25 protein-coding genes are annotated in these 25,347 nt (G+C 64.0%); 7 read left to right on the forward strand and 18 right to left on the reverse strand.

Annotated elements, in window-relative coordinates:
* Positions 1-16: 16 nt before the first annotated feature.
* Entirely contained in the window at positions 17-868 is an 852-nt protein-coding gene (locus MESOP_RS08510; protein ID WP_013892920.1) for a sugar phosphate isomerase/epimerase family protein, read from the forward strand.
* Positions 869-1,211: 343 nt separating this feature from the next.
* Here MESOP_RS08510 and phnE (MESOP_RS08515) read toward each other — a convergent pair whose 3' ends face one another.
* The 12 genes from phnE (MESOP_RS08515) to phnG form a co-directional block, all read right to left on the reverse strand.
* Positions 1,212-2,579 (reverse strand): phosphonate ABC transporter, permease protein PhnE, encoded by a 1,368-nt coding sequence (gene phnE / locus MESOP_RS08515; RefSeq protein ID WP_013892921.1) that lies wholly within the window; start codon positions 2,577-2,579, stop codon positions 1,212-1,214.
* Between the two features lie 65 nt (positions 2,580-2,644).
* The gene (phnE, locus tag MESOP_RS08520) at positions 2,645-3,604 is read right to left on the reverse strand and encodes a phosphonate ABC transporter, permease protein PhnE (RefSeq protein WP_013892922.1); all 960 of its coding nucleotides are present in this window, start codon (positions 3,602-3,604) and stop codon (positions 2,645-2,647) included.
* A gap of 55 nt (positions 3,605-3,659) precedes the next feature.
* Positions 3,660-4,568 carry a phosphonate ABC transporter substrate-binding protein gene (phnD, locus tag MESOP_RS08525; RefSeq protein ID WP_013892923.1) on the reverse strand — a complete coding sequence of 303 codons (909 nt, stop codon included), beginning with the start codon at positions 4,566-4,568 and terminating at the stop codon, positions 3,660-3,662.
* A gap of 101 nt (positions 4,569-4,669) precedes the next feature.
* Positions 4,670-5,527, reverse strand: a complete 858-nt coding sequence (phnC, locus tag MESOP_RS08530) for a phosphonate ABC transporter ATP-binding protein (protein WP_013892924.1) — start codon at positions 5,525-5,527, stop codon at positions 4,670-4,672.
* Positions 5,528-5,661: 134 nt separating this feature from the next.
* A complete protein-coding gene (locus tag MESOP_RS08535) occupies positions 5,662-6,372 on the reverse strand; it encodes a DUF1868 domain-containing protein (protein WP_013892925.1) in 711 nt (236 codons plus the stop codon).
* 83 nt (positions 6,373-6,455) lie between these two features.
* Positions 6,456-7,073, reverse strand: coding sequence for a DapH/DapD/GlmU-related protein (locus MESOP_RS08540; protein WP_013892926.1), 618 nt, complete (start codon positions 7,071-7,073; stop codon positions 6,456-6,458).
* Positions 7,070-7,777, reverse strand: coding sequence for a phosphonate C-P lyase system protein PhnL (phnL, locus tag MESOP_RS08545; RefSeq protein ID WP_013892927.1), 708 nt, complete (start codon positions 7,775-7,777; stop codon positions 7,070-7,072). Before phnL ends, MESOP_RS08540 begins: the two co-directional genes overlap by 4 nt.
* A 205-nt stretch (positions 7,778-7,982) precedes the next feature.
* Entirely contained in the window at positions 7,983-8,759 is a 777-nt protein-coding gene (phnK, locus tag MESOP_RS08550) for a phosphonate C-P lyase system protein PhnK (protein ID WP_013892928.1), read from the reverse strand.
* Complete coding sequence (locus MESOP_RS08555; protein WP_013892929.1) at positions 8,756-9,667, reverse strand: alpha-D-ribose 1-methylphosphonate 5-phosphate C-P-lyase PhnJ; 912 nt, start codon at positions 9,665-9,667, stop codon at positions 8,756-8,758. The genes phnK and MESOP_RS08555 overlap by 4 nt, the downstream gene beginning before the upstream one ends.
* Positions 9,664-10,776 (reverse strand): carbon-phosphorus lyase complex subunit, encoded by a 1,113-nt coding sequence (locus MESOP_RS08560; protein ID WP_013892930.1) that lies wholly within the window; start codon positions 10,774-10,776, stop codon positions 9,664-9,666. The genes MESOP_RS08555 and MESOP_RS08560 overlap by 4 nt, the downstream gene beginning before the upstream one ends.
* A gap of 1 nt (position 10,777) precedes the next feature.
* The gene (gene phnH, locus MESOP_RS08565) at positions 10,778-11,389 is read right to left on the reverse strand and encodes a phosphonate C-P lyase system protein PhnH (protein ID WP_013892931.1); all 612 of its coding nucleotides are present in this window, start codon (positions 11,387-11,389) and stop codon (positions 10,778-10,780) included.
* Positions 11,389-11,850, reverse strand: a complete 462-nt coding sequence (gene phnG / locus MESOP_RS08570; protein ID WP_013892932.1) for a phosphonate C-P lyase system protein PhnG — start codon at positions 11,848-11,850, stop codon at positions 11,389-11,391. Before phnG ends, phnH begins: the two co-directional genes overlap by 1 nt.
* 136 nt (positions 11,851-11,986) lie before the next feature.
* On the opposite strand from phnG, the gene phnF reads away from it, so the two are divergent.
* On the forward strand, positions 11,987-12,736 hold the full coding sequence (gene phnF, locus MESOP_RS08575) for a phosphonate metabolism transcriptional regulator PhnF (protein ID WP_013892933.1): 750 nt from the start codon (positions 11,987-11,989) through the stop codon (positions 12,734-12,736).
* Between the two features lie 334 nt (positions 12,737-13,070).
* Here phnF and MESOP_RS08580 read toward each other — a convergent pair whose 3' ends face one another.
* The 6 genes from MESOP_RS08580 to MESOP_RS08605 all read right to left on the reverse strand — a co-directional run bounded on the left by MESOP_RS08580 (position 13,071) and on the right by MESOP_RS08605 (position 20,754).
* Complete coding sequence (locus MESOP_RS08580) at positions 13,071-14,090, reverse strand: zinc-binding alcohol dehydrogenase family protein (protein ID WP_013892934.1); 1,020 nt, start codon at positions 14,088-14,090, stop codon at positions 13,071-13,073.
* 71 nt (positions 14,091-14,161) lie between these two features.
* On the reverse strand, positions 14,162-15,130 hold the full coding sequence (locus MESOP_RS08585) for an ABC transporter permease (protein WP_013892935.1): 969 nt from the start codon (positions 15,128-15,130) through the stop codon (positions 14,162-14,164).
* Positions 15,127-16,680 carry a sugar ABC transporter ATP-binding protein gene (locus MESOP_RS08590; protein ID WP_013892936.1) on the reverse strand — a complete coding sequence of 518 codons (1,554 nt, stop codon included), beginning with the start codon at positions 16,678-16,680 and terminating at the stop codon, positions 15,127-15,129. Before MESOP_RS08590 ends, MESOP_RS08585 begins: the two co-directional genes overlap by 4 nt.
* Positions 16,681-16,872: 192 nt before the next feature.
* Positions 16,873-17,865, reverse strand: coding sequence for an ABC transporter substrate-binding protein (locus MESOP_RS08595; protein WP_013892937.1), 993 nt, complete (start codon positions 17,863-17,865; stop codon positions 16,873-16,875).
* A gap of 321 nt (positions 17,866-18,186) precedes the next feature.
* Positions 18,187-19,185: an aldo/keto reductase gene (locus tag MESOP_RS08600; RefSeq protein ID WP_013892938.1), complete on the reverse strand. Its 999-nt coding sequence runs from the start codon at positions 19,183-19,185 to the stop codon at positions 18,187-18,189.
* Between the two features lie 63 nt (positions 19,186-19,248).
* Positions 19,249-20,754 (reverse strand): UxaA family hydrolase, encoded by a 1,506-nt coding sequence (locus MESOP_RS08605; RefSeq protein WP_013892939.1) that lies wholly within the window; start codon positions 20,752-20,754, stop codon positions 19,249-19,251.
* A 248-nt stretch (positions 20,755-21,002) separates the two neighbouring features.
* Here MESOP_RS08605 and MESOP_RS08610 point away from each other — a divergent pair, with 248 nt between their 5' ends.
* The 5 genes from MESOP_RS08610 (at position 21,003) to MESOP_RS08630 (ending at position 25,267) form a co-directional block, all read left to right on the forward strand.
* Positions 21,003-21,902 (forward strand): GntR family transcriptional regulator, encoded by a 900-nt coding sequence (locus MESOP_RS08610; protein WP_013892940.1) that lies wholly within the window; start codon positions 21,003-21,005, stop codon positions 21,900-21,902.
* Positions 21,903-22,022: 120 nt separating this feature from the next.
* Positions 22,023-22,379: a DUF2946 family protein gene (locus tag MESOP_RS08615; protein ID WP_013892941.1), complete on the forward strand. Its 357-nt coding sequence runs from the start codon at positions 22,023-22,025 to the stop codon at positions 22,377-22,379.
* Between the two features lie 97 nt (positions 22,380-22,476).
* Positions 22,477-23,013, forward strand: coding sequence for a copper chaperone PCu(A)C (locus tag MESOP_RS08620; protein ID WP_013892942.1), 537 nt, complete (start codon positions 22,477-22,479; stop codon positions 23,011-23,013).
* Positions 23,014-23,051: 38 nt separating this feature from the next.
* Positions 23,052-23,570, forward strand: a complete 519-nt coding sequence (locus tag MESOP_RS08625; RefSeq protein ID WP_013892943.1) for a YcnI family copper-binding membrane protein — start codon at positions 23,052-23,054, stop codon at positions 23,568-23,570.
* Between the two features lie 92 nt (positions 23,571-23,662).
* Positions 23,663-25,267, forward strand: a complete 1,605-nt coding sequence (locus MESOP_RS08630; protein WP_013892944.1) for a copper resistance CopC/CopD family protein — start codon at positions 23,663-23,665, stop codon at positions 25,265-25,267.
* The last annotated feature ends 80 nt before the right edge of the window (positions 25,268-25,347 follow it).

The following is a 25,347-nucleotide window of genomic DNA, read 5'->3' on the forward strand; positions in this document are numbered from 1 at the left end:
AAGGGGAGGGGCGTCGATGAAAATCGGCATGTGCATGTTCTTGTGGACGACGGCGGTGTCTAAGAAGCACGAGCCGCTGCTACGCGACATCAAGGCGACCGGCTTCGATGGCGTCGAGATACCGATCTTTTCCGGCACACCGGACGACTACAGGAAACTGGGCGAATTGCTTGACCGCATCGGCTTGGAGCGGACCGCGGTCTCGGCAATGGGCGATCCGGCGATGAACCTGATCTCGGCCGATGCGGCCACGCGCAAGGCTGGGGTCGACTACATGAAGTGGGCTGTCGATTGCGCCGAGGCGCTTGGGGCGAGGACGCTGAGCGGTCCGCTGCACTCGACACTCGGCGCCTTTTCCGGTTCCGGGCCGACAGCCGCCGAGAAGAAACGCTCGATCGCCTCGCAGCGCGCCATCGGCGACCATGCCGGCAAGCGGAACGTCACCATCGGGCTCGAGGCGCTGAACCGCTTCGAATGCTATCTTCTCAACACGATGGCCGACCTGTCGGAGCACATCGACGCCATCGACCGGCCGTATATCAAGGCGATGTACGACACATTCCACGCCAATATCGAAGAGGCAGATCCGATCGGCGCCTACACGAAGCACCGCCGCAATATCGTGCACATCCATATTTCGGAAAACGATCGCGGCGTGCCGGGGCGCGGCAACATTCCATGGAAAGAGACGTTCGCGGCGATCCGCAAGAGCGGCTATGACGACTGGTTGACGATCGAAGCTTTCGGCCGCTCGCTGAAGGATCTGGCGGCGGCGACCAAGGTGTGGCGCGATTTTTCCGAGACGCCGGAAGCGGTGTATCGGGAGGGGTATAACCATATCAAAAACGGTTGGAGACGGGCGGCTTAGGCGCCCTGGTCGGAAGACCTGCGTCGGCGACCCTAGGCGCGAGGCGAGACGATGATTGCGTCTGGTTCATTCGATTTTGGGTTCGCGGCGATTGCCAGGTGGTTCCCCCACTCCGTCTCGGCTTCGCCGAGCCACCTCTCCCCCCTCCGGAGGGAGAGGAAAGGGAGCCCGGTGGCTCGGGAAGAGGAAGAAGATTCGGCCCAGGAGGACAGGCTTCGGCTAGGACAGCCTGGCGCCTTTCCTCTACCCCGTCGATCGGGGGAGAGGTGTCGAGCGCAGCTCGACGGAGTGGGGGGTCGACCCTTGGCGCCCTATACGACGCCCGCGCTTATGCGTCACAAGGCTACCCCTGTTCAGCCTGGATCCTGTTGTAATCGTGGATCGTCCGGCTGAGCCTGCGACGCAGGAAGTTGGAGATGTTGTCGAAGATGAAGACCACCACCAGCGTCAGCAGCACCATGTAGAAGACATTGGCCCAGTTGGAATTGGTGCGCATCGCTTCCCACAATTTCAGGCCGATGCCGCCGGCGCCGACGGCGCCGATGATGGTGGCACCGCGGGTGTTGGATTCCCACTGGTAGAGCGTCTGGCTGATGAACACGGGCACCACTTCCGGTATCACGCCGTAGCGCTGCACCAGAAGGCCGTTGGCGCCGGTCGAGACGACGCCCTCGCGCGGCTTGTCGTCGATGTTCTCCAACGCCTCGGAATAGGTTTTGCCAAGCGTGCCGATCTCGGTGAAGAAGATCGCCGCACTGCCAGCCAGGGGGCCGGGGCCGAAGGCGCGGGTGAAGAACAGCGCCCAGATCAGCATGTCGACCGAGCGCATGAAGTCGAAGAAGCGCTTGAGCACCTGGCTCAGCAATCCGCTCGGCGTGATGTTGCGGGCGGCAAAGAAAGCTAGCGGAAAGGCGACGATGCCACCGAGCAGCGTGCCCAGAAACGCCATGACGATGGTCTGTAGCAGCTTCGTCCAAACGTCGCCGTGCTGCCACTGGGCGTTGTTCCAGATGTTGTCGCCGGCCAGCGCGAGGTTCGAGGTGCCGGGTTTCAACTGCGGCCCGGACACGATCAGGGAGACCACGTCTCCCGCCGATTTGCCGAAGAAGGGCGAGCGGGTGTCGAAGACGAAATTCGCCCAGCCGAGGAAGCGCTTGCGCACCTTGACGCGATCGACGGTAACGCGCACCTCGCCGGCGAAGTCCATCTTGGCGACCACTTCGTCGTCATGCGCGGTGATCCAGTCCGGCACTGGGCCTGAGATAACCGGCTTGCCGCTGGTCAGCGTGACAGGCACGGTTTGGCCGTTGGCCATGATCGTCGCCTGCGCCTTGTCGAAAGTGACGGATTTAGCCGGCCCGTCGATCTGCACGGTGAACGTGCCGTCCGGGTTCCTGATCACCCAGTCGGGGTTCGGGTTCTCGCCAAGCGCGGAGAAGCGCGGATATTTTGGCGTGATCTCGGCTTGGTCGAGGCGAAACTCCGGCTGCAGATCGTAGCTGACCCACTGCGACAGGAACAGCGGCAGGCGCTCCCAGTGCGATTCCCGCAGCACCTGCGGCAGGCTGAAGAACCACATCGCATAGGCGAGGTAGAGCACTGTGCCCAGAAGCAGGAACAGCGGGCCGAAGCGCTTGTAGGCCGGGCGTTGGAACACCTGCGGAAAGCGGTCCTCGATCGCGCTGATTTCGTCTGACGTCATCGTCACCATGATTCATCTTTTTGTTTGACCATGATCTCTTCCGAAAACCGGCCTCCACTTTTCGGGACCATGGTCTAAGCCCCCATCACGAAGGCCTGCTCGCCGACCAGCTTGCGGCGCAGCCAGGCGGAGAACTGGTCGACGATGAAGATGGTGGTGAACAGAAGCAGCACCAGCGCCAGCGTCTTGGCGCCGAAGCCGCGCGAGATGGAGAGCTTCAACTCCTCGCCAATGCCGCCGCCGCCGACCGCGCCCATGATGGTGGAGATGCGAACGTTGATCTCGATCCGCAGCAGCGTGTAGGACATGAAATTGGGCAGAACCTGCGGCAGGCCGGCAAAGCGAACCCGCTCGAACCAGTTGGCGCCAACCGCCCGCAGGCCTTCCTCGGCCCGCATGTCGATGTTCTCGTTGATCTCGTAGAACAGCTTGCCCAGCGCGCCGATCGAATGCAGGCCGATGGCGATGATGGCGGCGACCGGGCCGATCGAGACGATGGCCGCGAACAGGCCGGCGATGACGATCTCGGGGAAGGCGCGCAGCAGCTCCATGAAGCGCTTGACGACAAGCCGCAGCACAGGGTGCGGCGTCAGGTTGCGCGCGGCGATGAAGGAGAACGGCACGGCGAAGACGAAGCCGATGAAGGTCGAGACCAGCGCCACGTTCACCGTGGTCAGCATCAGCTCGAAATATTCGGGGATGTAGAAACCGCCCCAGACATAGACGCGTCCAAGCGGGAAGTTGAATTCCTGGGTGCCGGTATCATGCGGCGAGGCGATGTCGAACAAAGCCCGCCAGACGTCATTCCAGTCCTTGGGGACGAGCCAGCTCAGGAAATCCAGGATGTGCGGCAGCCGGTCGAAGAAGTGGCCGGCATTGGCTTCGTCGGCAAACCACATGCTGGCGAGCATGGCGACAAGCAGCAGCGCGACGCCGAGGGCGGTATAGAACCGGCGCAACGACGTCTGCCGTCGCCAGGCATCGGCCATCTGGTGGGTAGCGCCAGAAGAGGGGGCTGTCACGGAAAGGGTCATGATCGGAGATGCAAAAAGGGCGGCGTTTTTAGCGCCGCCCTTTCCGATTTCGCCGTTAGCCGCCGATGGCTGCCTTACGGGCTTCGACGATGACGTTGTAGAAGTCGGCCTTCACCGGAACGTAGCCGGTGAAATCGCCGCCTTCGACGCCTTCGAAGCAAGCCTTGTCCTTCTTGGGCAGGTCGGTGAAGAAGGCGGCCAGTTTGGCGGTCATGTCGTCGCCGAGCGCGGTGCGCACGACCAACGGGCCGTTCGGAATCAGGCCCGAGCGCCAGACTTCGACGAAGTCATTGGGGTCGACGGCGCCCTTGGCGACTTCCTTGTGGAAGGTGCCCGAAGTGTAGCCGTTCTTGAAGTCGCCGATGCCCGAGGAATCATCGACGGCGACGTCGACCTTGCCGTCACGCACGGCCAGGACGTTGTTCTCGTGGCCGCCGTTGAACTGGGTCGAAGCGAAAAAGGTCTCGTTCGAAGCGCCGGTCTCCTTCGGAATCTGGGTCAGCGGGATCAGGTAGCCCGAGGTCGAATCCGGATCGGCGTAGCCGAGCTTCTTGCCCTTGGCCGACTTGATGTCGGTGATGCCGGAGGACTTGAGTGCCAGGCCGATCGAATAATAGCCGGTGGCGCCGTCGGTCTGCTGGGTGGTGAGGATCGGGGTAACGGCCTTCGGGTCCTTCAGGACGACGCTGGCGTAGCCGGAAGCGCCGAGTTCGGCGAAGTCGAGCGTGCCGCCGAGCAGGCCCTGGATGACGCCGTCATAGTCGGCGGCCGGGAACAGCGAGACCTTTTCGAAGCCGAATTCGGCCTTCAAATGGTCGGCCAGGCACTGGTAGTTGCGCAGCCGGTCGGTTTCGTTCTCGCCACCGAGAATGCCGACGCGGAATTCCTTCATATCGGCGGCGTGGGCCATGCTGGTGGCCATGGCGAGCACCGAAACGGCGCTGAGAACCATCTTCCTGAACATTGATATCTCTCCTGTAGGTTCCGGCCCCGCGCCGGCAGCGTTATCGATTTTGACAGGTGCCCTTGACGCGGGCGGACGATCCGAGCCGCTCTTTCTTGAACTCAGTAAGCTGGGAATGCAGGTTCGAGCGGTCCGGCGGATGCGGCGATCTTTCGCTTGAAGGCAACGCTGGTGGAGGTGATGGCCTCCGAAATCTCGCCACCATTGCTGTCGGCGCCGTAGACGAGGCGGACGGCCTCGCGGTCGAGCTCTTCCGGCGCGCCATCGAAGACGACCTTGCCGGCCGCCATGCCGATGATGCGGTTGCAATAGGTGCGGGCGGTATCCAGCGTGTGGAGGTTGGTGACGACGGTGATGCCTTCGCGCAGATTGATGTCCTGCAGCGAATCCATCACCACCTTGGCATTGAGCGGGTCGAGCGAGGCGATCGGCTCGTCGGCGAGGATCACCCTGGGCTGCTGCATCATGGCGCGGGCGATGGCGACGCGCTGCTGCTGTCCGCCCGATAGCGTTCCGGCGGGCTGCAGTGCGGTGCGGGCGATGTCGAGCCGCTCGAGGGCGGCGACGGCCTCGGCGCATTCGGCGCGGGAGAACATGCCGAAAAGGTTCGATATCGTCGAACGGTGGTTCAGCTTGCCGAGCAGCACATTGGTCAGCACGTCGAGGCGTGGCACCAGGTTGAACTGCTGGAAGATCATGGCGCAGTCGCGCTGCCAGCGCCGCAGCGGTGAGCCGCGCAACTGGGAGACTTCGGCGCCGTCAAAAAAAATCGACCCCTGGCTGGGATCGATGAGGCGGTTGATCATGCGAAGGAGGGTCGATTTGCCGGCGCCGGAACGGCCGATGACGCCGACCATCTGACCCTGCGGGATCGAGATGTTGATATCGCTGACAGCGGTGTTCTTGCCAAATCGTCGGGTGACGCCGCGGATTTCGAGCGTGGCTGAGGTTGCTGGCATGGGCAGGTTCCCGTCAGGACCATGTTGATCGTCAGGCTTCTCGCCTAACGCAGCCACATGAACCTGCCGTGTCGCCTGGATGTCAGTTTTGTTACGCTCCACAGGCGCTGCGTCATGCGCCCGTTTCCGCGCGATCAGCCGAGCACTTGCAATTCCTCGAAATGCTCCATGTCGCGGAAGCTGCAGAATGCGGGCGGCTTGATCTCGATGACCGGCGCCTGGCGCGCGAAAAGCGCCAGGCAATCGTCGAACAGCGTCTGCCACGCGGCCGCCCTGTCGTCGGCAAGACGCTGGATCTGATAGGCGAAGGTGATGTGGAAGACGTAAGCGTCGTGATCGGGGTGCCGATACCCGAACGGGACCGCCAGCGCATCGCGCCATTGACGCATGATGCGCACGTCGTCGTCGGTCGCGCCGGCAACGGTGAGGCCGCTCGGCACGATTTCGACCACCCTGATGTTGAACGGGCCGAAGCCCCGAAAATCCTTCAGCCGTTCCAGATAGAGCCGGGTCATGGCCTCGATGCTGGTGTCGAGCGGTACGTCCTGGGGCCAGTAGGGCAAGCGGCGGCGATACTCGATGACGCCTTGGAACAGCGTCATGTGCAGGCTGGAGATGGGGGTGAAGGCCAACCGGTCGGCGTCAGGCATCGCCAGCATCTTCTCGCGCACTGCAAGCACCACGGCCTCCGACGGCGAGCCGCCGACCAGGTGACTAACGACGGTGTTGCCGGGCTCGATCAGGAAGTTGCCCGACATGTCGTGGCGTGTGCCGAGATGCGCCGGGGTGGTAGGATTGGAGCCGGCAAAGAATCCGGCGAGCGAGGGGCTGATTGTGTCGGGCATGGCGATCTCCCTGGGAAGATGGCCTCCTGTCCGAGTCGTATGTCAAGGGTATGAACGAGTTCCCATGACGACGATGTGAGGAGCTATCCCTCGTATTTCTCCAGGAAGGCTTCGGCAGACAGTTCCCGGAAATCATCGAGCGAGGCGCGCAGCCTGGCGTGATCCCAATCCCACCAGGCGAGTGCCTGATAGCGCTCCGCCGTGCGGCGGTCGAAGCGCTCGCGGATCGGTTTTGCCGGCACGCCGGCGACGATCGTGTAGGGGGCGACATCTTTCGATACGACGGCTCCAGCGCCAACCGCCGCGCCCTCGCCGACGGTGACGCCGGGCAGGACGGTCGAGCCATGGCCGAGCCAGGTGTCGTGGCCGATGGTGACGCGCTTGGCGCGACGCTCCGCGAAGAATTCGCTCTCATGCTCGGCGTCGTCCCAATAGTCGGAGGCGCGGTAGGTGAAGTGGTGCAACGTCGGCCGCCAGGTCGGGTGATTGGTGGCATTGAGGCGCACGCTTGCGGCGATGTTGGCAAATTTGCCGATGGTCGCGCACCAGACGGCGCAATCCTGCATCATGTATGAATAGTCGCCGAGTTCGCTTTCCGAGACCCGGCTGCGGTCGGCGATCTCGGTCCAGCGGCCGAGCGTGGAATTGTGCACCTCCGCCGTCGGGTGAACCAGCGGCGTCTCCGACAATTTCCTGCTCATGCGGCGATTTTCCCGGGGGCAAACGCGGTGACGTCGATGATGCGGTCGGCAACCGCCTCGCGCACGTCGTGGTCGTGGAAGATGCCGAGCAGGGCGACGCCGTCCGCCTTCTTGGCGGCGATGAGTTCGATCACCACGTCGCGGTTCCTGGCATCGAGCGAGGCGGTCGGTTCATCGAGCAGCAGGATCGGGTGCTCGGTGATGAAGCCGCGCGCGATGTTGACACGCTGCTGCTCGCCGCCGGAGAAGGTCGCCGGCGGCAGCGCCCAGAGTTTCTCCGGCAGGTTGAGCTGCGCCAGCAGCGCGCGCGCCTTGCCTCTCGCCGCCTCGCGCTCCTCGCCACGCTCGAACAGCGGTTCGGCGACCACATCCAGCGCCGAGACGCGTGGCACGGTGCGCAAGAACTGGCTGACATAGCCGATCGTTTGCCGGCGCACGGCAAGAACGGTGCGCGGGCTGGCGTTGGCGAGATCGATCAGCCCGTCCTCATGATTGACGATGATCTGGCCTTCGTCGGCGGCATAATTGCCGTAGAGCATTTTCAGGATCGAGCTCTTGCCGGCACCGGACGGGCCGCCGAGCACCGTGCATTCGCCGGCCTTGATGGAGAACGAGACACCAGCGACGACCGGCAGTTTGATGCCGTCACGCAGATGCATGGTGAAGCTCTTCGCGACGTCGGAGACAACGAGCGGGGTCGGCATCAGAGGGGTCTCCAGTCGTTCGTTTGCGGGCCAGCGCCCCCCTCTGGCCTGCCGGCCATCTCCCCCTCAAGGGGGGAGATTGGCTGTCACTTCTGTTTTCGCCAATTTTCGACGTCGGAGAATGTGCGAGGCCGAAAAGCTTTCGATCTCCCCCCTTGAGGGGGAGATGGCCGGCAGGCCAGAGGGGGGTGCCTTGGCGCCATCGTCACACCTGCAAAATCGAGGAAACAAGCAATTGCGTGTAGGGCGCGCGCGGATCGTCGAGCACGCGGTCGGTGAGGCCGCTTTCGACGACGCGGCCGTCCTTCATCACCATCATGCGCTGCGACAGGAGCCGCGCCACCGCGAGGTCGTGGGTGACGACGATGGCCGCGAGACCGAGATCGGTGACCAGCCCGCGCAGGAGGTCGAGCAGGCGGGCCTGGACCGAAACATCGAGGCCACCCGTTGGCTCGTCCATGAACACCAGCCGTGGTCCGGTGACGAGATTGCGGGCGATCTGCAGGCGCTGGCGCATGCCGCCGGAAAAGGCGCGCGGCTCGTCGTCGATGCGGTCTTGCTCGATCTCGACGCGCGACAGCCAGTCGACGGCGGTGGCGCGGATCTTGCCATAGTGGCGGTCACCGACGGCCATCAGCCGCTCGCCGACATTGGCGCCGGCAGACACCGTCATGCGCAGGCCGTCGGCCGGGTTCTGATGGACGAAGCCCCAGTCGGTGCGCATCAGGAAGCGGCGCTCGGCCTCGCTCATGCGGTAGAGTTCGCGGAACTGGCCGTCGCGCATGCGGTAGCTGGCGGTGCCGGAGGAGGGCAGCAGCCGCGTCGACAGGCAATTCAGCAGCGTCGTCTTGCCGGAGCCGGATTCGCCGACGACAGCCAGGACCTCGCCCGGCCACAGGTCGAACGAAACATTGTCGCAGCCGACGCGCGAGCCATAGAATTTGGAGAGTGCCGAGACGCGCAGCAGTGGTTCGTCGGTCATTGCGCCGGCTCCATTTTTTCCGAGACAGAATGGGTTTCCGGAGCAAGGTGGCCGCGATGGCCGTCGGCCCGCCGCTTCTCGCAATGATCGGTGTCGGAGCAGACGAACATGTGGCCGCCATGGTCGTCGAGAATGACCTCGTCGAGGTAGACGTTCTCGGCCGCGCACAGCGCGCAGGGCTGGTCGAAGGTCTGGACTTCGAACGGATGATCCTCGAAGTCGAGGCTGACGACCTCGGTGAACGGTGGCACCGCGTAGATGCGCTTCTCGCGGCCGGCGCCGAAGAGCTGCAGCGCCGGCGAGCGGTGCATCTTGGGATTGTCGAATTTCGGCGTCGGCGACGGGTCCATCACATAGCGGCCCTCGACCTTGACCGGATAGGCATAGGTTGTGGCGATGCGGCCATGCTTGGCGATGTCCTCGTAGAGCTTCACATGCATGAGGCCGTATTCCTCCAGCGCATGCATCTTGCGCGTTTCAGTCTCGCGCGGTTCGAGGAAGCGCAGCGGTTCGGGGATCGGCACCTGATAGACCAGCACCTGGCCCGCCGTCAGTGGATGCTCGGGGATGCGGTGACGGGTCTGGATGATGGTGGCGCTGGCGGTATCGGTCGTGACGGCGACATTGGCGACCTTCTTGAAGAAGGCGCGGATCGAGACCGCGTTGGTGGTGTCGTCGGCGCCCTGGTCGATGACCTTCAGGACATCGTTGGGGCCGATAATCGAGGCGGTGACCTGCACGCCGCCGGTGCCCCAGCCATAAGGCATCGGCATTTCGCGCGAGGCGAACGGCACCTGGTAGCCGGGGATGGCGATGCCCTTGAGGATCGCCCGGCGGATCATCCTTTTGGTCTGTTCGTCGAGATAGGCGAAGTTGTAGGTGGCGATGTCGGTCGATTGCGTCGTCATTCCGCCGCCTCCTTCTTCTCGTCCTTCGTCATCGGATTTTCGCGTGCCTCATACTCGGCGCGCATACGGCGCACGAGGTCGAGTTCGGCCTGGAAGTCGACATAGTGCGGCAGCTTCAGATGCTCGACGAAGCCGGTCGCCTGGACATTGTCTGAATGGGAGATGACGAATTCCTCGTCCTGTGCTGCGGCAACGACGTCCTCGCCCAGTTCCGAGGCGCGCAGCGCGCGGTCGCAGAGCGCCATCGCCATCGCCTTGCGCTCGCTCTGGCCGAAGACCAGACCGTAGCCGCGGGTGAATTGCGGCGGAGCCTTGGCCGAGCCCTTGAACTGGTTGACCATCTGGCATTCGGTGACGCGCACGCTGCCGAGCGGCACCGCGAAAGGCAGTTCGGGCACGTCGAGCTCCAGCTCGACCTCGCCGATGCGGATTTCGCCGACAAAGGGGTGGTTGCGGGCATAGCCGCGCTGGGTGGAATAGCCGAGCGCCAGCAGGAAACCCTCGTCGCCGCGGGACAGTGCCTGCAAGCGGATGTCGCGCGCCATCGGGAATTCCAGCGGCTCACGGGTGATGTCGCCGGGAACATGATCCTGCGGCATCTCGCCATCCGGCTCGATCAAGCCTTCGCGGGCAAGGATCGCCGAGACGCGCGGCATCGCCTGCGTCTCCGTCTCGCGCTGCAGCGGCTCCGCGACATCGGCGCCGGCGGCAAGGTCCGGGTCGAGCAGCCGGTGGGTATAGTCGAAGGTCGGTCCGAGCAGCTGGCCACCAGGCAGGTCCTTGTAGGTTGCCGACACGCGCCGCTCGACCCGCATGGCGCCGGTGTCGATCGGCTTCGAGTAGCCGAAGCGCGGCAGCGTGGTGCGGTGGGCGCGCACCAGGAAGATCGCCTCGATCATGTCGCCGCGCGCCTGGACGATGGCGAGTGCGGCGAGTTCGCGGTCGTAGAGCGAACCCTCGCTCATCACCCGGTCGACGCCGAGCGCCAACTGCTCGACGATCTGGTCGAGGCGCAGCGCGGGCACCGTACGGTCGCCGCGCCGGCGATCGGCAAGCAGGCTGTGGGCGTTGGCAATTGCGGCCTCGCCGCCTTTTACCGCGACATACATCCTAGGCCTCCATCGTCTTGACGCGCGTCGTGCGCGGCAGGCAGGCTATGCCGCCTGACGTGGCGAGGATGATGTCGACGCCGCGTGGAAAGCGCTTGGTATTCTGCTTCCACTGCTCGACAAAATGGCGCGGCATCTGCGCCGGTGCGATCGTCGCGCTGGTTTCGATCCCGGGGCCCTCAAGCAACAGCGGGGCGCCCGACACGAGATCGCCGACCTGCAGGATCAGCGTGGTCGAGCGGTCAGGATAGTCCTGCGTTCCTTGCGAAAAGCCGTCGAGCGCCATCATCTCGGCCGGTGTGGCAATGAAGGCGAAATGCGCATCGGCTGGCGTGTTGGCCAGCGGTGCGCCGGTGTGGAAGCCGAGCCAGGAGCCGATCGCGGCGGAGGCGTGCAGGGCGGGGTCGAGCCAGAGCGGCGTGTCGTTGTCGCAGAGCGCCAGCGCGATGGCGCCGGCTGTTGCCAAGAGCGGTGCCGGCGGGCGGGCCAGGACCGGCAAGGGCTGAACGCTGCCCGGCCGCGCCATGGCGTCCATGATCGCGCGGAACACCGCTTGGGCGTTGAAGACCGGATCGGCGAAACCACCTTCAATCGATTGCGCTGCGATCTCCATCAATCTTCTCCGCGAACCATGGTGAAGAAGTCCACCTTTGTTGCCGCCGTCTCGGCGCGGCGTTTCTCCTGGGAGGTGGCCAAGGCGGATTGCAGAGGCGCAATCAGGCGGGTCTCGACCTCGGCGCGGCGGGCAGGGTCCTGCCACAGCGCGTCGGCTATTGCCCCCAGCTTCGCCTTCTGCTTGTCGCGGCCAAGCGCATAGCAATGCCCAACCTGTCCCGACGGCAGGCGGACGGTGGCACGGGTGACGGTTGCCTCACCGACATTGAAAGGCGCGCCGCCACCACCGATGCGGCCGCGCAGCGTCACCAGCCCGGTCTCGGGGCCACGCAGCAATTCAGCCTCCGAAGGCAGCCCGGCCCCATTCCAGAGCCGGACGATGTCATCGCCGCTGGATTGCGCCAGGGTCGCCATGGCGGCCTTGCGCCCCGCCTGGTCGCGGGCTTCCTGTCCTCGCATCAGCAGCATTCCTCCTGTTAAATTTGTCTATTGATATAGACAACTATACAAATTATACATATTACCTAGCGCTAGTCCATGACGGGTGCGTGACAGTCATGAAGGCTGGGGCGCCAGAAGCTGCGTGGGGCAAGTCATGATCGGGCAGATGGCGGCTGACGGCATCGAGCGGCGCAGCGGCGTTTCACTGTGGCGGCAGATCGCCGACAAGATCCTGCACGCGATCGCGACAGGCGATTTCGCGGAGAATGCCGCACTGCCGCCGGAGGTGGTGCTGGCCGAGCGCTATGGCGTCAACCGTCATACGGTGCGCAGCGCCATATCAGCCCTCGTCCAGGAAGGGGTTTTGCGAGCCGAGCAGGGACGCGGCACCTTCGTGCTGTCGCGCAAGCGGTTGTCCTATCCGATCGGCGCGCGCACCCGCTTCTCGACAGGCCTGCAAGGGCAGACGTCGGAGCGGCACACCGTGCTGCTGGATTCCTCGGTCGAGCCGGCCAGCCAGCGCGTCGCCGAGGGTCTTGGCCTGGCCAAGGGTGCCGAGGTGATAAGGCTGGAGACGCGCGGCGAAGCGGATGGCCGGCCGGTGTCGCGCGCGGCCAGCTGGTTCGATGCCAGGCGCTTTGCCGGCATCGACAAGGCCATGGCGCAGACGGGCTCGATCACCGCGTCGCTGGCGCGTTTCGGCATTGACGATTATCTCCGGCAATCGACCGTGCTGTCGGCGCGCCACGCCGATGCGGGCGATCTTGCCGATCTCGGCTTGCAGCCGGGCGCCATCGTACTGGTCACGGCCGCCATCAACGTCACGCCTGACGGCCAGCCGATCCAGTTTTCCGAGACGCGTTTCTCGGCAGAGCGGGTGGAGTTGAAGCTGTCGGCGCTGTAGGGATTGCCGGCCTTGTACGAAATCGTGATTATCTGGCTCACGCTGACATCAGCCCAACTCGGTCGCGGTCACTTGTCAGCGGCGGCGCATTTGAGGACCGCCTTCCCCCACTCCGTCTCGGCTTCGCCGAGCCACCTCTCCCCCCTCCGGAAGGAGAGGAAGGGAGTCCGCTGGCAGAGGAGGGAGTCTGGTTAAGGAGCGCTGGCTACAACAGGCTTGCGCCCTTCCTCTACCCCGTCGATCGGGGGAAAGGTCGCTCGGCGAAGCCGAGACGGAGTGGGGGTCGACCTGAGCGGGACGTCGTCAATTCGGGCCGGGCCCGGCGTCTGCCAGGTTATGACCCGATCTCGATCACGGCCTTGATCAGGCCGGATTTCTCATGCGCCCAGCGGGCGAGATCGCGCGGCGTGCCGTCGAGTGTGGTGCGGTGGGTGACGAGCTTGGCCAATGGCACCGTACCGTTGCGGATCGAGGCGGCGACATGGTCGAAGTCGGCGCGCAAGGCATTGCGGCTGCCGATCAGCGTCATCTCGCGCTTGTGGAATTCGGGATCGGAAAAGACGATGTCGTCCTTGACGACGCTGACCAACACCAGCGAGCCGCCATGGGCGACATGGGCGAAGGCCGACTGCACCGACCGGGTGTTGCCGGTGGCGTCGAAGACCACGTCGAAACCTTCGCCTGATGTCGCGTCCCTGACCAGATCGGGCACCGCGCCGCGCGAGCCGTCGAGGGTCTTGAAGCCGAGTTCTGTTGCGGCGAAGGCAAGTCTCTCGGTGCTCATGTCGAGCAGCGTCACGTCGAGCCCGGCGATGCGGGCGAAGATGGCGGTGCCGAGGCCGATCGGGCCGGCGCCGATGACCAGCGTGCGGGCATCGGGATCGGCGCGCGAGCGGCGCACGGCATGCGCCCCGATGGCCAGGAATTCGACGGCGGCGGCGTCCGCCAGCGACAGGCCGTCCGCCGGGTAGAGATTTTGGGCCGGGACAAGAATATGTTCGCACATGGCACCGTCGCGATGGACGCCGAGCACCTCGATCCTGACGCAGCAATTCGGCTTGCCGTGCCGGCAGGCGATGCATTTGCCGCAGGACAGGTAGGGATTGATGACGACCGGCTCACCAATTGCCAGGTCGACGCCTTCGCCGACCTCGACGATCGTTCCCGACACTTCGTGGCCCATGATGCGGGGATAGGCGAGGAACGGGTGCTTGCCTTCGAAGATGTGATAATCGGTGCCGCAGATGCCGACATGGCTGACCGCGACCAGCGCCCAGCCGGCAGGGGGGGCTCCTGGCGCCGGGCGATCCTCCAGGACAAGCTCGCCGGGCGAGCGGCAGACGACGGCTTTCATGCTTTCAATCCAGTCGGTCATGAAGTCGCCGGCCCATCTTCATACGGGCCGGCGATCGATTTAGGTGGTGGTCACTTGCCCCCGCGGCGGCGCAGGCCGTCGAAATAGACGATGACGATGATCAGAACGCCGGTGATGATGCGTTGCCAGAAGGCGTTGACGTTCAAGAGATTGGCGCCGTTGTTGATGGTGGCCAAGATGAAGGCACCTAGCAGCGGGCCATGCACCGACCCGACCGCGCCGAACAGCGAGGTGCCGCCGATCACCGAGGACGCGATCGCCTGCAGTTCCCAGCCCTCGGCCTGGGTCGGATTGCCGATCCCGATGCGCGAGGCCAAGAGCACGCCGACGAAGGCAGCGCACAGACCCGACAGCGTGTAGGCCATGTAGATGGTGCGCTGGACGTTGACGCCCGACAGGCGCGAGGCTTCGGCGTTGGAGCCGACGGAGAAGAGGTAACGTCCCCAGCGGCTGTGATGCAGGAAGACATAGGCCGGAATGCCGACCAGGATGACCATCCAGAACAGATTGGGGACACCGAGGAAGGAGTTGCGCGAGAATACCTGGAAGGCATCGTTGTTGATCGAGATCGAGTTGCCGTTGGTCATCAGAAGGCCGATGCCGCGCAAGGATGTCAGCGTCGCCAGCGTGATGATGAAGGGCGGCAGCCCCATCTTGACGATGCCAAAACCATGGAACAGGCCGATGGCGACGCCCACCAGCAGCGTGATCAGGATGGCGAGGAACACTGGTATGCCGGCATTGATCAGCATCGCCGCAATGACGGTGGCGAAGCCGACCACGGCGCCGACGGAGAGGTCGATGCCTCCGGTGATGATGACGAAGGTCTGGCCGACAGCCAGGATGGCGATCATCGAGCCCTGGCGCAAGAGGTTCGAGATGTTGTTCGCGGAGGCGAAGCTTGATGTCGATAGTGACAGGATGACCCACAGCAGCACCAGCAGCGCCAGCAGCGTCAGTCCGAACAAGGCGTTGTAGTTGCGCTTCGGTTTTTCAGCAGGAATCGCCTCGGTGCTCATATCTGTCCTCCCAGCTTTTCTTGTTTCTCGGCGAGCGCCTGAGTGAGAATTTCCTCGTGATCGGCGGTGCGGAACCCGTGTGTCGCCACCAATTTGCCGCGGCGGAACACATGCAGCGTGTCGGCAAGCTCATAGACCTCCGGCAGATAGGAGGAGATCAGGATGATGCCGGCACCTTTCGACAAGAGCGCGCTGAACAGCCGGTAGATCTCGGCCTTGGTGCCGACATCGACGCCGACCGTCGGCTCGTCGAAGATGAACAGCTTGGCGCCATGCGCCAGCCATTTGCCGATAACGATCTTCTGCTGGTTGCCGCCCGACAGGCTGGAGGCCAGTGCATTGCGCGTCGGCGTCTTGATCCTGAGATCGGCGATCTGGCGGTCGGCCTGGGTTTTTTCCTGCACGCCGGAGATCAGCAGATTGTTCGAGATGCGCTTGTAGATCGGCAGGTTGAGATTGAAGCCGACCGGCAGATTGAGGCAGAGGCCCTGGTCGCGGCGGCTTTCAGGCGCTAGCGCCATGCCGAGCCTGATCGCGTCGTGCTCGGAATTGACCAGAACGTCCTTGCCTTCCCACAGGATATGGCCGGCCGATTTGCGATGGCGGCCGTAGAGGGTGGTGACGAATTCGCTGCGGCCGGCGCCGATCAGGCCGTAGAGTCCGACGATCTCGCCGGCGCGAACCGTCATCGAGATATTTTCAAACCCCTTGCCGGACAGGTTGCGTGCCTCGACGATCGCGGCACCCGGGGTGAAATGCTCCTTATGGTAGATCTGCTCGATCGAGCGGTTGATCATCAGCTTGACCAGTTCGGCGTCGTTGGTCTCGGCGATGTTCCTGGTGCCGACCAGCGTGCCATCGCGCAGCACGGAGACGCGATCGGCGAGTTCGAACACTTCCTCCATGCGGTGGCTGATGTAGATGATGGTCACGCCTTCGGATTTCAGCCTGCGGATCAGGGTGAAGAGCTGGTCGGCCTCCTTGCGGGTCAGGTAGGCGGTCGGCTCGTCGAAGATGAGGAATTTGGTGCCGCGCACAGTGGCACGGGCGGCGGCGATCAACTGCTGCTGGCCGATGGTGAGGTCGCCGAGCACGACATGCGCCGGCAGGTCGAAGCCGAGATCGTCGATGATCTTCTGTGCTTCCTTGACCATGGCGCGCTGCTGCAGGATGCCGAAGCGCGAATTCTCCTCGCCGAGGAACATGTTGGCGGCAACGGTCAGGTGGCGGCAGAGCACGACTTCCTGGTGGACGGCATTGATGCCGAGCGCCATCGCCTCATGGGGGGTCGCGAGTGCTGCCGGTTTGCCTTCCCAGATGACCTCGCCCGAGGTGCGCGGCATGACGCCGGTCAGAAGCTTGATCAGCGTGGACTTGCCGGCACCGTTCTCGCCGACGATGGCATGGATCTCACCCGCCTTGAAGGCGAGGGTCACCGGCTTCAACGCATGGGTGCCAGGATATTTCTTCTCCAGCCCCTGTAGTTCCAGGATCGTCCTGCCGGGCTCCAGAACGGGGGCCGGGTGCAGGTCTTGCGCCGTCGATGTCATGACAATCCTCCCAAAATGGGCCTCCCAAATGGGCCTCCCAGACTGGCTTCCCAGACCGGCCTCACGATTTGGCACGCCGCGAGGCTCTTGAACGCCCGCTGAGGCAGCCTAGCCCAGGCTGACGGATTTCCAACCGATATGGCTTTTGTTTCCGGGGCACGAGGCCCCGGAAACTGTGCGGCTGTACCGATGCTAGAGCTTCGGATTGAGCAGCGCGTCGATCTTGGGATCCTTCATGTTGGCCTTGGTGACGAGGTTGGCGCCGGTGTCGACATTGGCCTCGACCTTTTCGCCCTTCGAGGCGGCGAGCGCGGTCTTGATGCCATCATAGCCCATCCGGTACGGATCCTGGACAACGAGGCCGGAAATGACGCCGTCGTTCAAGAACTTGATCAGCTTCTCGTCGCTGTCGAAGCCGATCAGCCCAACCTTCCCGGCAAGGTTATTCTCGGCGATCGCCTGGCCGACGCCCTGCGCCATGATCAGGTTGGACGCGAAGATGCCCTTCAGGTCTGGATTGGCGGTGATCAGGTCCGTCGCGATGTTGAGACCGGTCGTGGCCTGGCCGTCGGCATATTTGTCGGCAACCAGTTCAAGACCGGGATACTTGGCCTTGAGCTGTTCCTTGAAGCCCTGGGCGCGCTGCTCGAGCGAGCCGGCGCCGGGCAGTGCGGTGATCAAGGCAACCTTGCCTTCGACCTTGCCGCCATTGGCCGCGCCGATGGCCGCCGCAAGACCGTCCGCTGCGACGCGGCCGCCCTGGACGTTGTCGGTGGTCAGGAACGAGGTGAAGGCCTTGGAGTCGGCGCTGGAGTCGATGCCGATGATCTTGACCTTGCTCGCCGCCTCGTCGATCGGCTTGCCGAGCGCCTTGGCTTCGGTCGGCGCGATGACGACCGCGGCCGGGCTGCCGGCGACGGCGTTCTCGAGGATCGAGATCTGGCCGTTGACGTCGGTTTCAGCCTGGGCGCCGAGTTCCGGCACGTTGACGCCGAGATCCTTGCCGGCCTTGCGGGCGCCGGCAAGCACGATCTGCCAGTAGAAGGACGTGGTGTCCTTGACGATGATCGGAATGGTCACGTCCGCCGCCGAAACCGGCGCCGAATGCATGACGCCGGCGAGCATGGACGCCGCGGCCAGTGCCATGACGGCGCGGCGGTTGAGAATGCTGGTCACGAATTTCATAGGATCCTCCCTAAGTCGCCCGGTGAACGTTACGGAAGCTCCGTTCGGATAGGCGTGGCCCAAACAGAACTTTATCAATAAAAAACATTTACGCTATTTTGATAGTGCATCGATCCGGCGGATGCAAGCGGTGTTTCGCGCCCGATCTCGGGCGAAGACACATTCATACGCCGCTCCTCCCCAACGCAGTCAGAAGCTCCCGTTCCATTCTGGAAACACATGGAATATTAATTCCATGTGTCAGTCAATATGGAATATTCATTCTTCCTACGAGGTCGCGGATTTGTGAAGCCGGGGCCTGCCATTGACGGCATACCGGCTTCACGTCAGATCCTGGACCACCGTGTAGGGACGATATTTGGCGTATTCCGTCCCCGGCGCGTCGATGTCGAGCAGTTCGAGGTTTCGTATCAGGTTCGCCAGCTTGGCGGTGCCGGTCAGCACGGTAGCGACCGCCGGCTCGTGCAGGGGAAACTGGAATGCGGCGGCGGCCAGCGGGTAGCCGCCTTCGCTGGCAATCTTCTCCATGGCGTCGACACGGTCGAGCATATCGCGGTTGGCGGGCCGGTAGTCGAAATGCGCGCCTTGTACGGGTCCGGTCGCCAATATGCCGGAGTTGAACACGCCGCCGATGACAAGGGATGTCTGCTGCGCCCGGCACAAGGGCAGCAGTTCGGCTTCCGCGCTGCGATCGAGCAGCGAATAGCGGCTGGCGAGCAGGATGCAGTCGAGCGGCGCCCGGCGCATCACGTCGAGGCAGATCTGGACCTCGTTGACGCCGAGCCCGTAGGCGGAAATCGTACCCGACCGCTTCAGCTCCTCGAGCGCCTTGAGGCCACCGTCCATCAACTGGCGAAAGTGCAGTTTGGTCTTCTCGACGCCGTGCGTGTAGGTGCCGATGTCATGCACATAGAGGATGTCGATCTTGTTCAGGCCAAGCCGGGCATAGCTGAAGTCGACCGACCGCATGATGCCGTCATAGGAATAGTCGTAGTCGAGCGCGAAGGGCAGCGGATCGACATAGGAATGGTCGGGAACCTGGTCCTCGGGCACCGGGCGGAACAGGCGGCCGACCTTGGTGGACAGCACGTAGGAATCGCGCGGCTTATAGCGCAGGAAATCGCCGAAGCGCCGTTCCGACAGGCCGAAACCATAGAAGGGTGCGGTGTCGAAATAGCGCAAGCCCGCCTCCCAGGCGCCTTGCAGCGTCTCCATCGCCGCCTCGCGCGAACAGGCGCGGTAAAGGCCGCCGATCGCGGCGCCGCCGAAGCTGATTTCGGTGACCTCCAGCGCTGTCTGGCCGATGCGGCGTTTTTCCATGCACAACCTCCCCGTTGCCGGCCGTTGTCCGGCCCGGCAAGTCTACCAGATATTCAGTCGACGTTAGAGCGTCGCGCCGAGATGCCAGGGCACGAATTCGTTGTCGCCATAGCCAAAATCCTCGCTCTTCGTCTTGCGGCCCGAAGCCGTCTCGACGATCAGTTCGAAGATTTCGCGGCCCATGCCGGCGATAGTCTTTTCTCCCGAAGCGATGACGCCGCAATTGACGTCCATGTCCTCTTCCATCTGGTGATACATGGTCGAGTTGGTGGCGACCTTGATCGATGGTGTCGGCCTGCAGCCGAAGCAGGAACCGCGGCCAGTGGTGAAGACGATGACATTGGCGCCACCCGCGACCTGGCCGGTGGCCGAGACCGGATCGTAACCGGGCGTGTCCATGAACACCAGTCCGTTGCCGGTGACCTTCTCGGCATAGCCGAAGACACCGTTGAGCGGCGTCTGGCCGCCCTTGGCGACCGCGCCCAGCGACTTTTCCAGGATGGTGGTGAGGCCGCCGCGCTTGTTGCCGGGCGAGGGGTTGTTGTCGATGGAGGCGCCATGCTTGGCGACGTGGTCTTCCCACCACTTCACATAGCCGTCGAGCTTCTTGGCGATCTCGGGGGTCGCGGCGCGATAGGCGAGCAGATGCTCGGCGCCATAGATTTCCGTGGTCTCGGACAGGATGCCGATCCCGCCGACGCCGGCCAATATGTCGACGGCCGCACCCAGTGCCGGATTGGCGGTGATGCCCGACATGCCGTCGGAGCCGCCGCATTGTAGGCCGACGACGATCTCGCTGACCGGGATCGGCTCACGCTTCAGTTGGCCGACCTCCTCGGCGATCTCGGCCAGCACGCCCATCGCCTTTTCGACCGATTTGCGCGACCCGCCGGCGTCCTGGATGTTGAAATGGCGCTTTCCCGCGGCCGCACCCTTCTGGCCGTAGAGGGTGAGCTGGTTGACCTCGCAGCCGAGGCCAACCATCAGCACGCCGCCGAAATTGGGATGTCGGGCATAGCCGGCAAGCGTGCGGTGCAGCACCATCATGCCGTCGCCGGTGCCGCTCATGCCGCAGCCCTGGCCGTGGACGATGGGCACGAAGCCGTCGATGCCGGGATATTTCGGCAGCAAGGTGCGGTTGGCGGTGTCGGCGATGGAATGGCAGACGGTGGCCGAGCAATTGACGCTGGCGATGATGCCGATGAAGTTGCGCGTGCCGGCACGGCCGTCGGCGCGCCGATAGCCCATGAAGGTGCGGGCGCGATCGGCTTCGGTCGCGTGTTCGGCCTCGCTCGGCGGCACCACCGGCAAGCGGCCGGCCTCGAAAACCAGATTGTGCGAATGGACGTGCTCGCCGGGCGCGATATCCTGCGTGGCGCGACCGATCGCCTGGGCATATTTGACCACCGCCGAACCGGCGGGAATTGGCTTGATCGCGACCTTGTGGCCGGGTTCGATGACGGAGCTGGCAAGCGCGCCGCCTGGCAGCACGGTGCCCATCTCGATGCGGCCATTGGCAACCGCGACATTGTCGGCGGGGGACAGAAGAATGGTGTTTGAGGCGTTCACGAGCGTTTCCTGGGTGATCCTGGGATGCGCGGGCGGATTGACACGCGCATGTTAAGAGTTAATGTCTTTTATCGGGAAAAAACAGTTTTGCGTCAATTGTTTTTTCGCGGCGGCTCTGCCTTGGATGAGTGGTGCTGCAACCGGTGGGCGAGCCCCTGGCGAAAGCGATTCCGCTTTTCAGGGTCATGTGAACGTCATATTGCGCTTCAAGCCGGCAGCCGCAAGCGCCGGCATGATTGGGTCAGGGGATGTCGAAGAGCAATAACGTCTACAAGGATGCCTACAACAGGTGTCTCCGGCTGCTCGACGAGACGCGCAGCCTGCCGTCGGAGCCTGAGTTGGGCGCGCTGCTCGGCGTCAGCCGCACGACCGTGCGCAGCATCCTGACGCGCATGGAAGAAACCGGGCTGATCGCCTGGAACAAGCGTGCCAAGACGGTGCTGCGCGATCCGCGTCCCGATGATTTCTTCCCCGAGGAAGAGACCGACACGCTGGCCGAGATCATCGAGCGGTCCTTCATGCGGCGGCTGCTCGCCAGCGGCGCCGAGGCCGGCATGCAGATCAACGAGCTCGAACTGGCGCGCGAGATCGGCGTCGGCACCACCAGTGTGCGCGAGTTCCTGATCCGCTTCTCCCGCTTCGGCCTGATCGAGAAGCGCCGCAACAGCCATTGGGTGCTGAAGGGCTTTACACGCGCCTTTGCACTCGAACTGACCGAAATCCGCGAGATGTTCGAAATGCGCTCGGCCGCGGCCTTCGCGGCGCTGCCGCAGGACAGCCCGGTCTGGGCCGATCTCGATCGACTGGAAGAGGAGCATCGTCTCCTGGCAAGCGAGATCGCGACGCGCTTCAACGAGTTCTCGGAGCTGGACGAGCGTTTCCACCGGCTCATCCATCGCGCCTCGCACAACCGCTTCATCGTCGATTTCTACGATGTCATCGCCATGATCTTCCACTACCACTACCAATGGAACAAGGCGCAGGAACGCGAGCGCAATGAAGTCGCGGTCGGCGAGCATCTTGCCTATATCGAGGCGCTCAAGTCGCGCGACCTCGGCAAGGTCGACGCCGCCTGCCGCAAGCACCTGAAGTCGGCGCGCCAGACATTGCTGACGTCGATCCCCGAAAGCCGGCTGCAAAAATCCTGATCGTGCCGTGTTGCCGCAGTCTGGATTTGGCGATTTTCGACGTTCTGTGGGCGTGATAGGTATCTCTCCAGATGGTTTGAACAGGCAAGTCGTTTGAACAAGAAGGGGAGACGGTGGAGCATGCCGGTCGCGCTTGTCGCGGCCTATCTGCTGCTGCTCCAGTCGACGCTCGGCGCATTCGCCTTCGGCATCGGGCCGAACGCCGCGCGGCTCGATGCCTTCGGCAATGTCATCTGTACCCACGATGGCGCCACCCAGCTCCCTGGTGAGGACCAGCACCCATCTCATTTGCCGGCCTGCTGCACGCTTGGCTGCAGCATGTTTTCGTCCGTTCATGCGCCGCCGCCCGACACCGGCCTGGGGTTGGCAGGCCTGGCCTTCGAAGCGGTCGCCTTCGTCTTTCCGGCAAGCATTCATCTCGACTTTGCGCGCGAGCGCTCGCCGTCGAACCCGCGCGCGCCGCCGCCGGCGGCCTGAGCTTGTTCGCCCGGTGGAACCTTTCGCGGGCGCACCCATCCAAAGATCAAACTGTTCGCGGCCGGCAACGGCGCGATTGTCAATTCATGGAGCAACCATGTCTCATTCCCTCCACATCGCGGCGGACACCATGTTCGGCCGCATCGTCTCGCGCTTGCGGGAAAACTTCGGCATTGCCGCACTGGCCTTCGGGCTTGTGCTCCTGGGCGCCCAGGCCGTCCTGGCGCACGAGTTCAAGGTCGGCGACCTTGAGATCGGGCATCCCTGGTCGCGCGCCACGCCAGCCGGCGCCAAGGTGGCCGGCGGCTATTTCACAGTCACCAACAACGGCAGCGCACCAGACCGGCTGCTGTCGATCTCCTCCGACATCTCTGAAAAGGCCGAGCTGCATGAAATGGGCGTCAAGGATGGCGTCATGACCATGCGGCCGGTTGCCGGCGGCCTGGAGATTCCGGCCGGCGGCAAGGTGGCGCTGGCGCCCGGCGGCTATCACCTGATGTTCATCGGCCTGAAGCGGCAGCCCAAGCAGGGTGAAAAATTCTCCGCCACGCTGACTTTCGAGAAGGCCGGCGTCGTCAGCGTCGAGTTCGCGGTCGAGGGCATGGGCGGCGGCATGGACGACCACGCCAATTGATCTTGTCAGTTCTACAATTTGAGATCAGAGGGACCATCATGAACAAGTATCTTTTGGCGGCCGGCGCACTTCTGGTGCTGGGGACGAATGCCGCCTTCGCGCACATTACGCTCGAAACCCAGGAAGCGGCCGTCGGCTCGACCTACAAGGCAGTCCTGCGCGTACCGCATGGTTGCGAGGGCAAGGCGACGACCGCCGTGCGCGTGCAGATTCCGGAAGGGGTGATCGCTGTGAAGCCGATGCCGAAGCCGGGCTGGACGCTGCAGACCAAGAAGGGCAAATACGAAAAGTCCTACCAGCTCTACGGACAGGCGGTGACCGATGGGGTCAAGGAAGTCGACTGGAGCGGCGGCAGCCTGCCGGATGAATTCTACGACGAGTTCGTCTTCCGCGCGACGCTGACGGCGGACCTTGCAGTCGGCCAGAAACTCTACTTCCCCGTGGTGCAGGAATGCGACGGCGCCGCCGCCCGCTGGATCGAGATCCCGGCGGCGGGGCAGAATGAAGACGCGCTGGAGAATCCGGCGCCCGGCATCAAGCTGTTGCCGAAGAAATGATCTCCTGGCGGCGCACTCTGTTTGCAAAGTGCGCCGCCGGTTCGTTCGATGGCGGTGACATGAGCGCGATATTTCCACTTCAAAGGGCCATAATGACCGGCAAGCGCGTCGGCTGGACCGCCGGCGGGCTGCTCGCCGTGGTCATGGCACTTATTGTCATGGCCTCGACAAGTCAGGCTTTTGCCCACGCAGCGCTGATCAAGACCGATCCGGCCGATGGCGCCGTGCTGGCACAAGCTCCGACACGGTTCTCGCTGACCTTCAGCGAGCCGGTTTCGCCGCTGGTGCTGACCTTGGTGAAGCCCGACGGCACGCCGGTTCCGTTGACCGATTTCCGCCTCAGCGACCAGACTGTCGAGATCGACAATCCGCAGGCACTCAAATCCGGCACGCATGTGCTGAGCTGGCGTGTCATTTCCGCCGACGGCCATCCGGTCGGCGGCTCGCTGCTGTTTTCGGTCGGCGCGCCAAGCGAGCCGCCGGTCGTGTCGGAAGCGGTCGACTGGCCGCTGCGGTCGGCGATCTGGATCGGCAAAATCTTCCTCTACACAGGCCTTTTCCTCGGTGTTGGCGGAGCCTTCGCGCTTGCCTGGCTGGCCGGTGAAGCACGAGCCGGTCAGCGCTTCGTCACGGCCGCGGTCCTGTGCGGACTGGTGGCGGCGCCGCTTTCGCTTGGCTTTCAGGGTCTCGATGCGCTCGGGGCGCCGCTCTCCCACCTGGCGCAGCCGGTCATCTGGCGAACCGGGCTTGGCACCAGCTTCGGCTGGACGGTGCTGATCGCCCTGATCGCACTGGGGCTTGGCCTGCTTTCGCTGGCCGGACCGCGCGTGGTCGCCAGGCCATTCGCCCTTGCGGGCCTCGCCGGTGTCGGCGTTGCGCTTGCCGCCAGCGGCCATGCCAGTGCGGCCGAACCGCAATGGCTGACGCGGCCGCTGGTGTTCCTGCACGGCGTCGGCATTGCCTTCTGGGCCGGCGCCCTTGTGCCGCTCGGCCTGGCGCTGAAGGGGTCGTCCGCACATGCGGCGCCCTTCCTGCGGCGGTTTTCGCGCCTGATCATGCCGGTGGTAGCGGCACTTGCCATGGCCGGCGTCGTATTGGCCGTCATCCAGGTGCAGATGCCCGTTGCGCTGGTCGACACCGCCTATGGTCGGCTGCTGCTGGTCAAGTTCGCCCTGCTGGTCTTTCTGTTCACGCTGGCCGCCGTCAACCGTTGGAGGCTCACCGCCTCGGCCGAGGCGGGATCGACGGAGGTGCAGCGCCGGCTCACCCGTTCGATCGGCGTCGAAATGCTGATCGTGCTGGCGATCTTCGGCGTTGCCGCGGGCTGGCGCTTCACACCGCCGCCGAGGGCGCTCGCGATCGCGGCGGCGCAGCCGGTCTCGGTTCACATTCACGCGCTGCAGGCGATGGCCGATCTCAGCATCACCCCCGGCCATGCCGGACCGGTTGCCGCCTCGATGATCATCATGAGCGGCGATTTCGGACCGCTCGACGCCAAGGAGGTGACGCTGGTCCTGTCGAAACCCGATTCCGGCATCGAGCCGCTGAAGCGAGCGGCGACCAAGCCCGGCGACGGCAGCTGGCGGGTCGACAACCTGGTCATTCCGGTTCCCGGCCGCTGGACGGTGCACCTCGACATCCTGGTCTCGGATTTCGACATGGTGAAGATCGAAGCGCCGGTGGATATCAGGCCGTAGGGCCGAGCACCCCGACCGGAGTTCGGCGCAACACAATTCGGCGAGGCGGTTGACGCGACCCGCAAGGCCCGTCAATCATC

It is taken from the genome of Mesorhizobium opportunistum WSM2075, assembly GCF_000176035.2.
Lineage (GTDB): Bacteria > Pseudomonadota > Alphaproteobacteria > Rhizobiales > Rhizobiaceae > Mesorhizobium > Mesorhizobium opportunistum.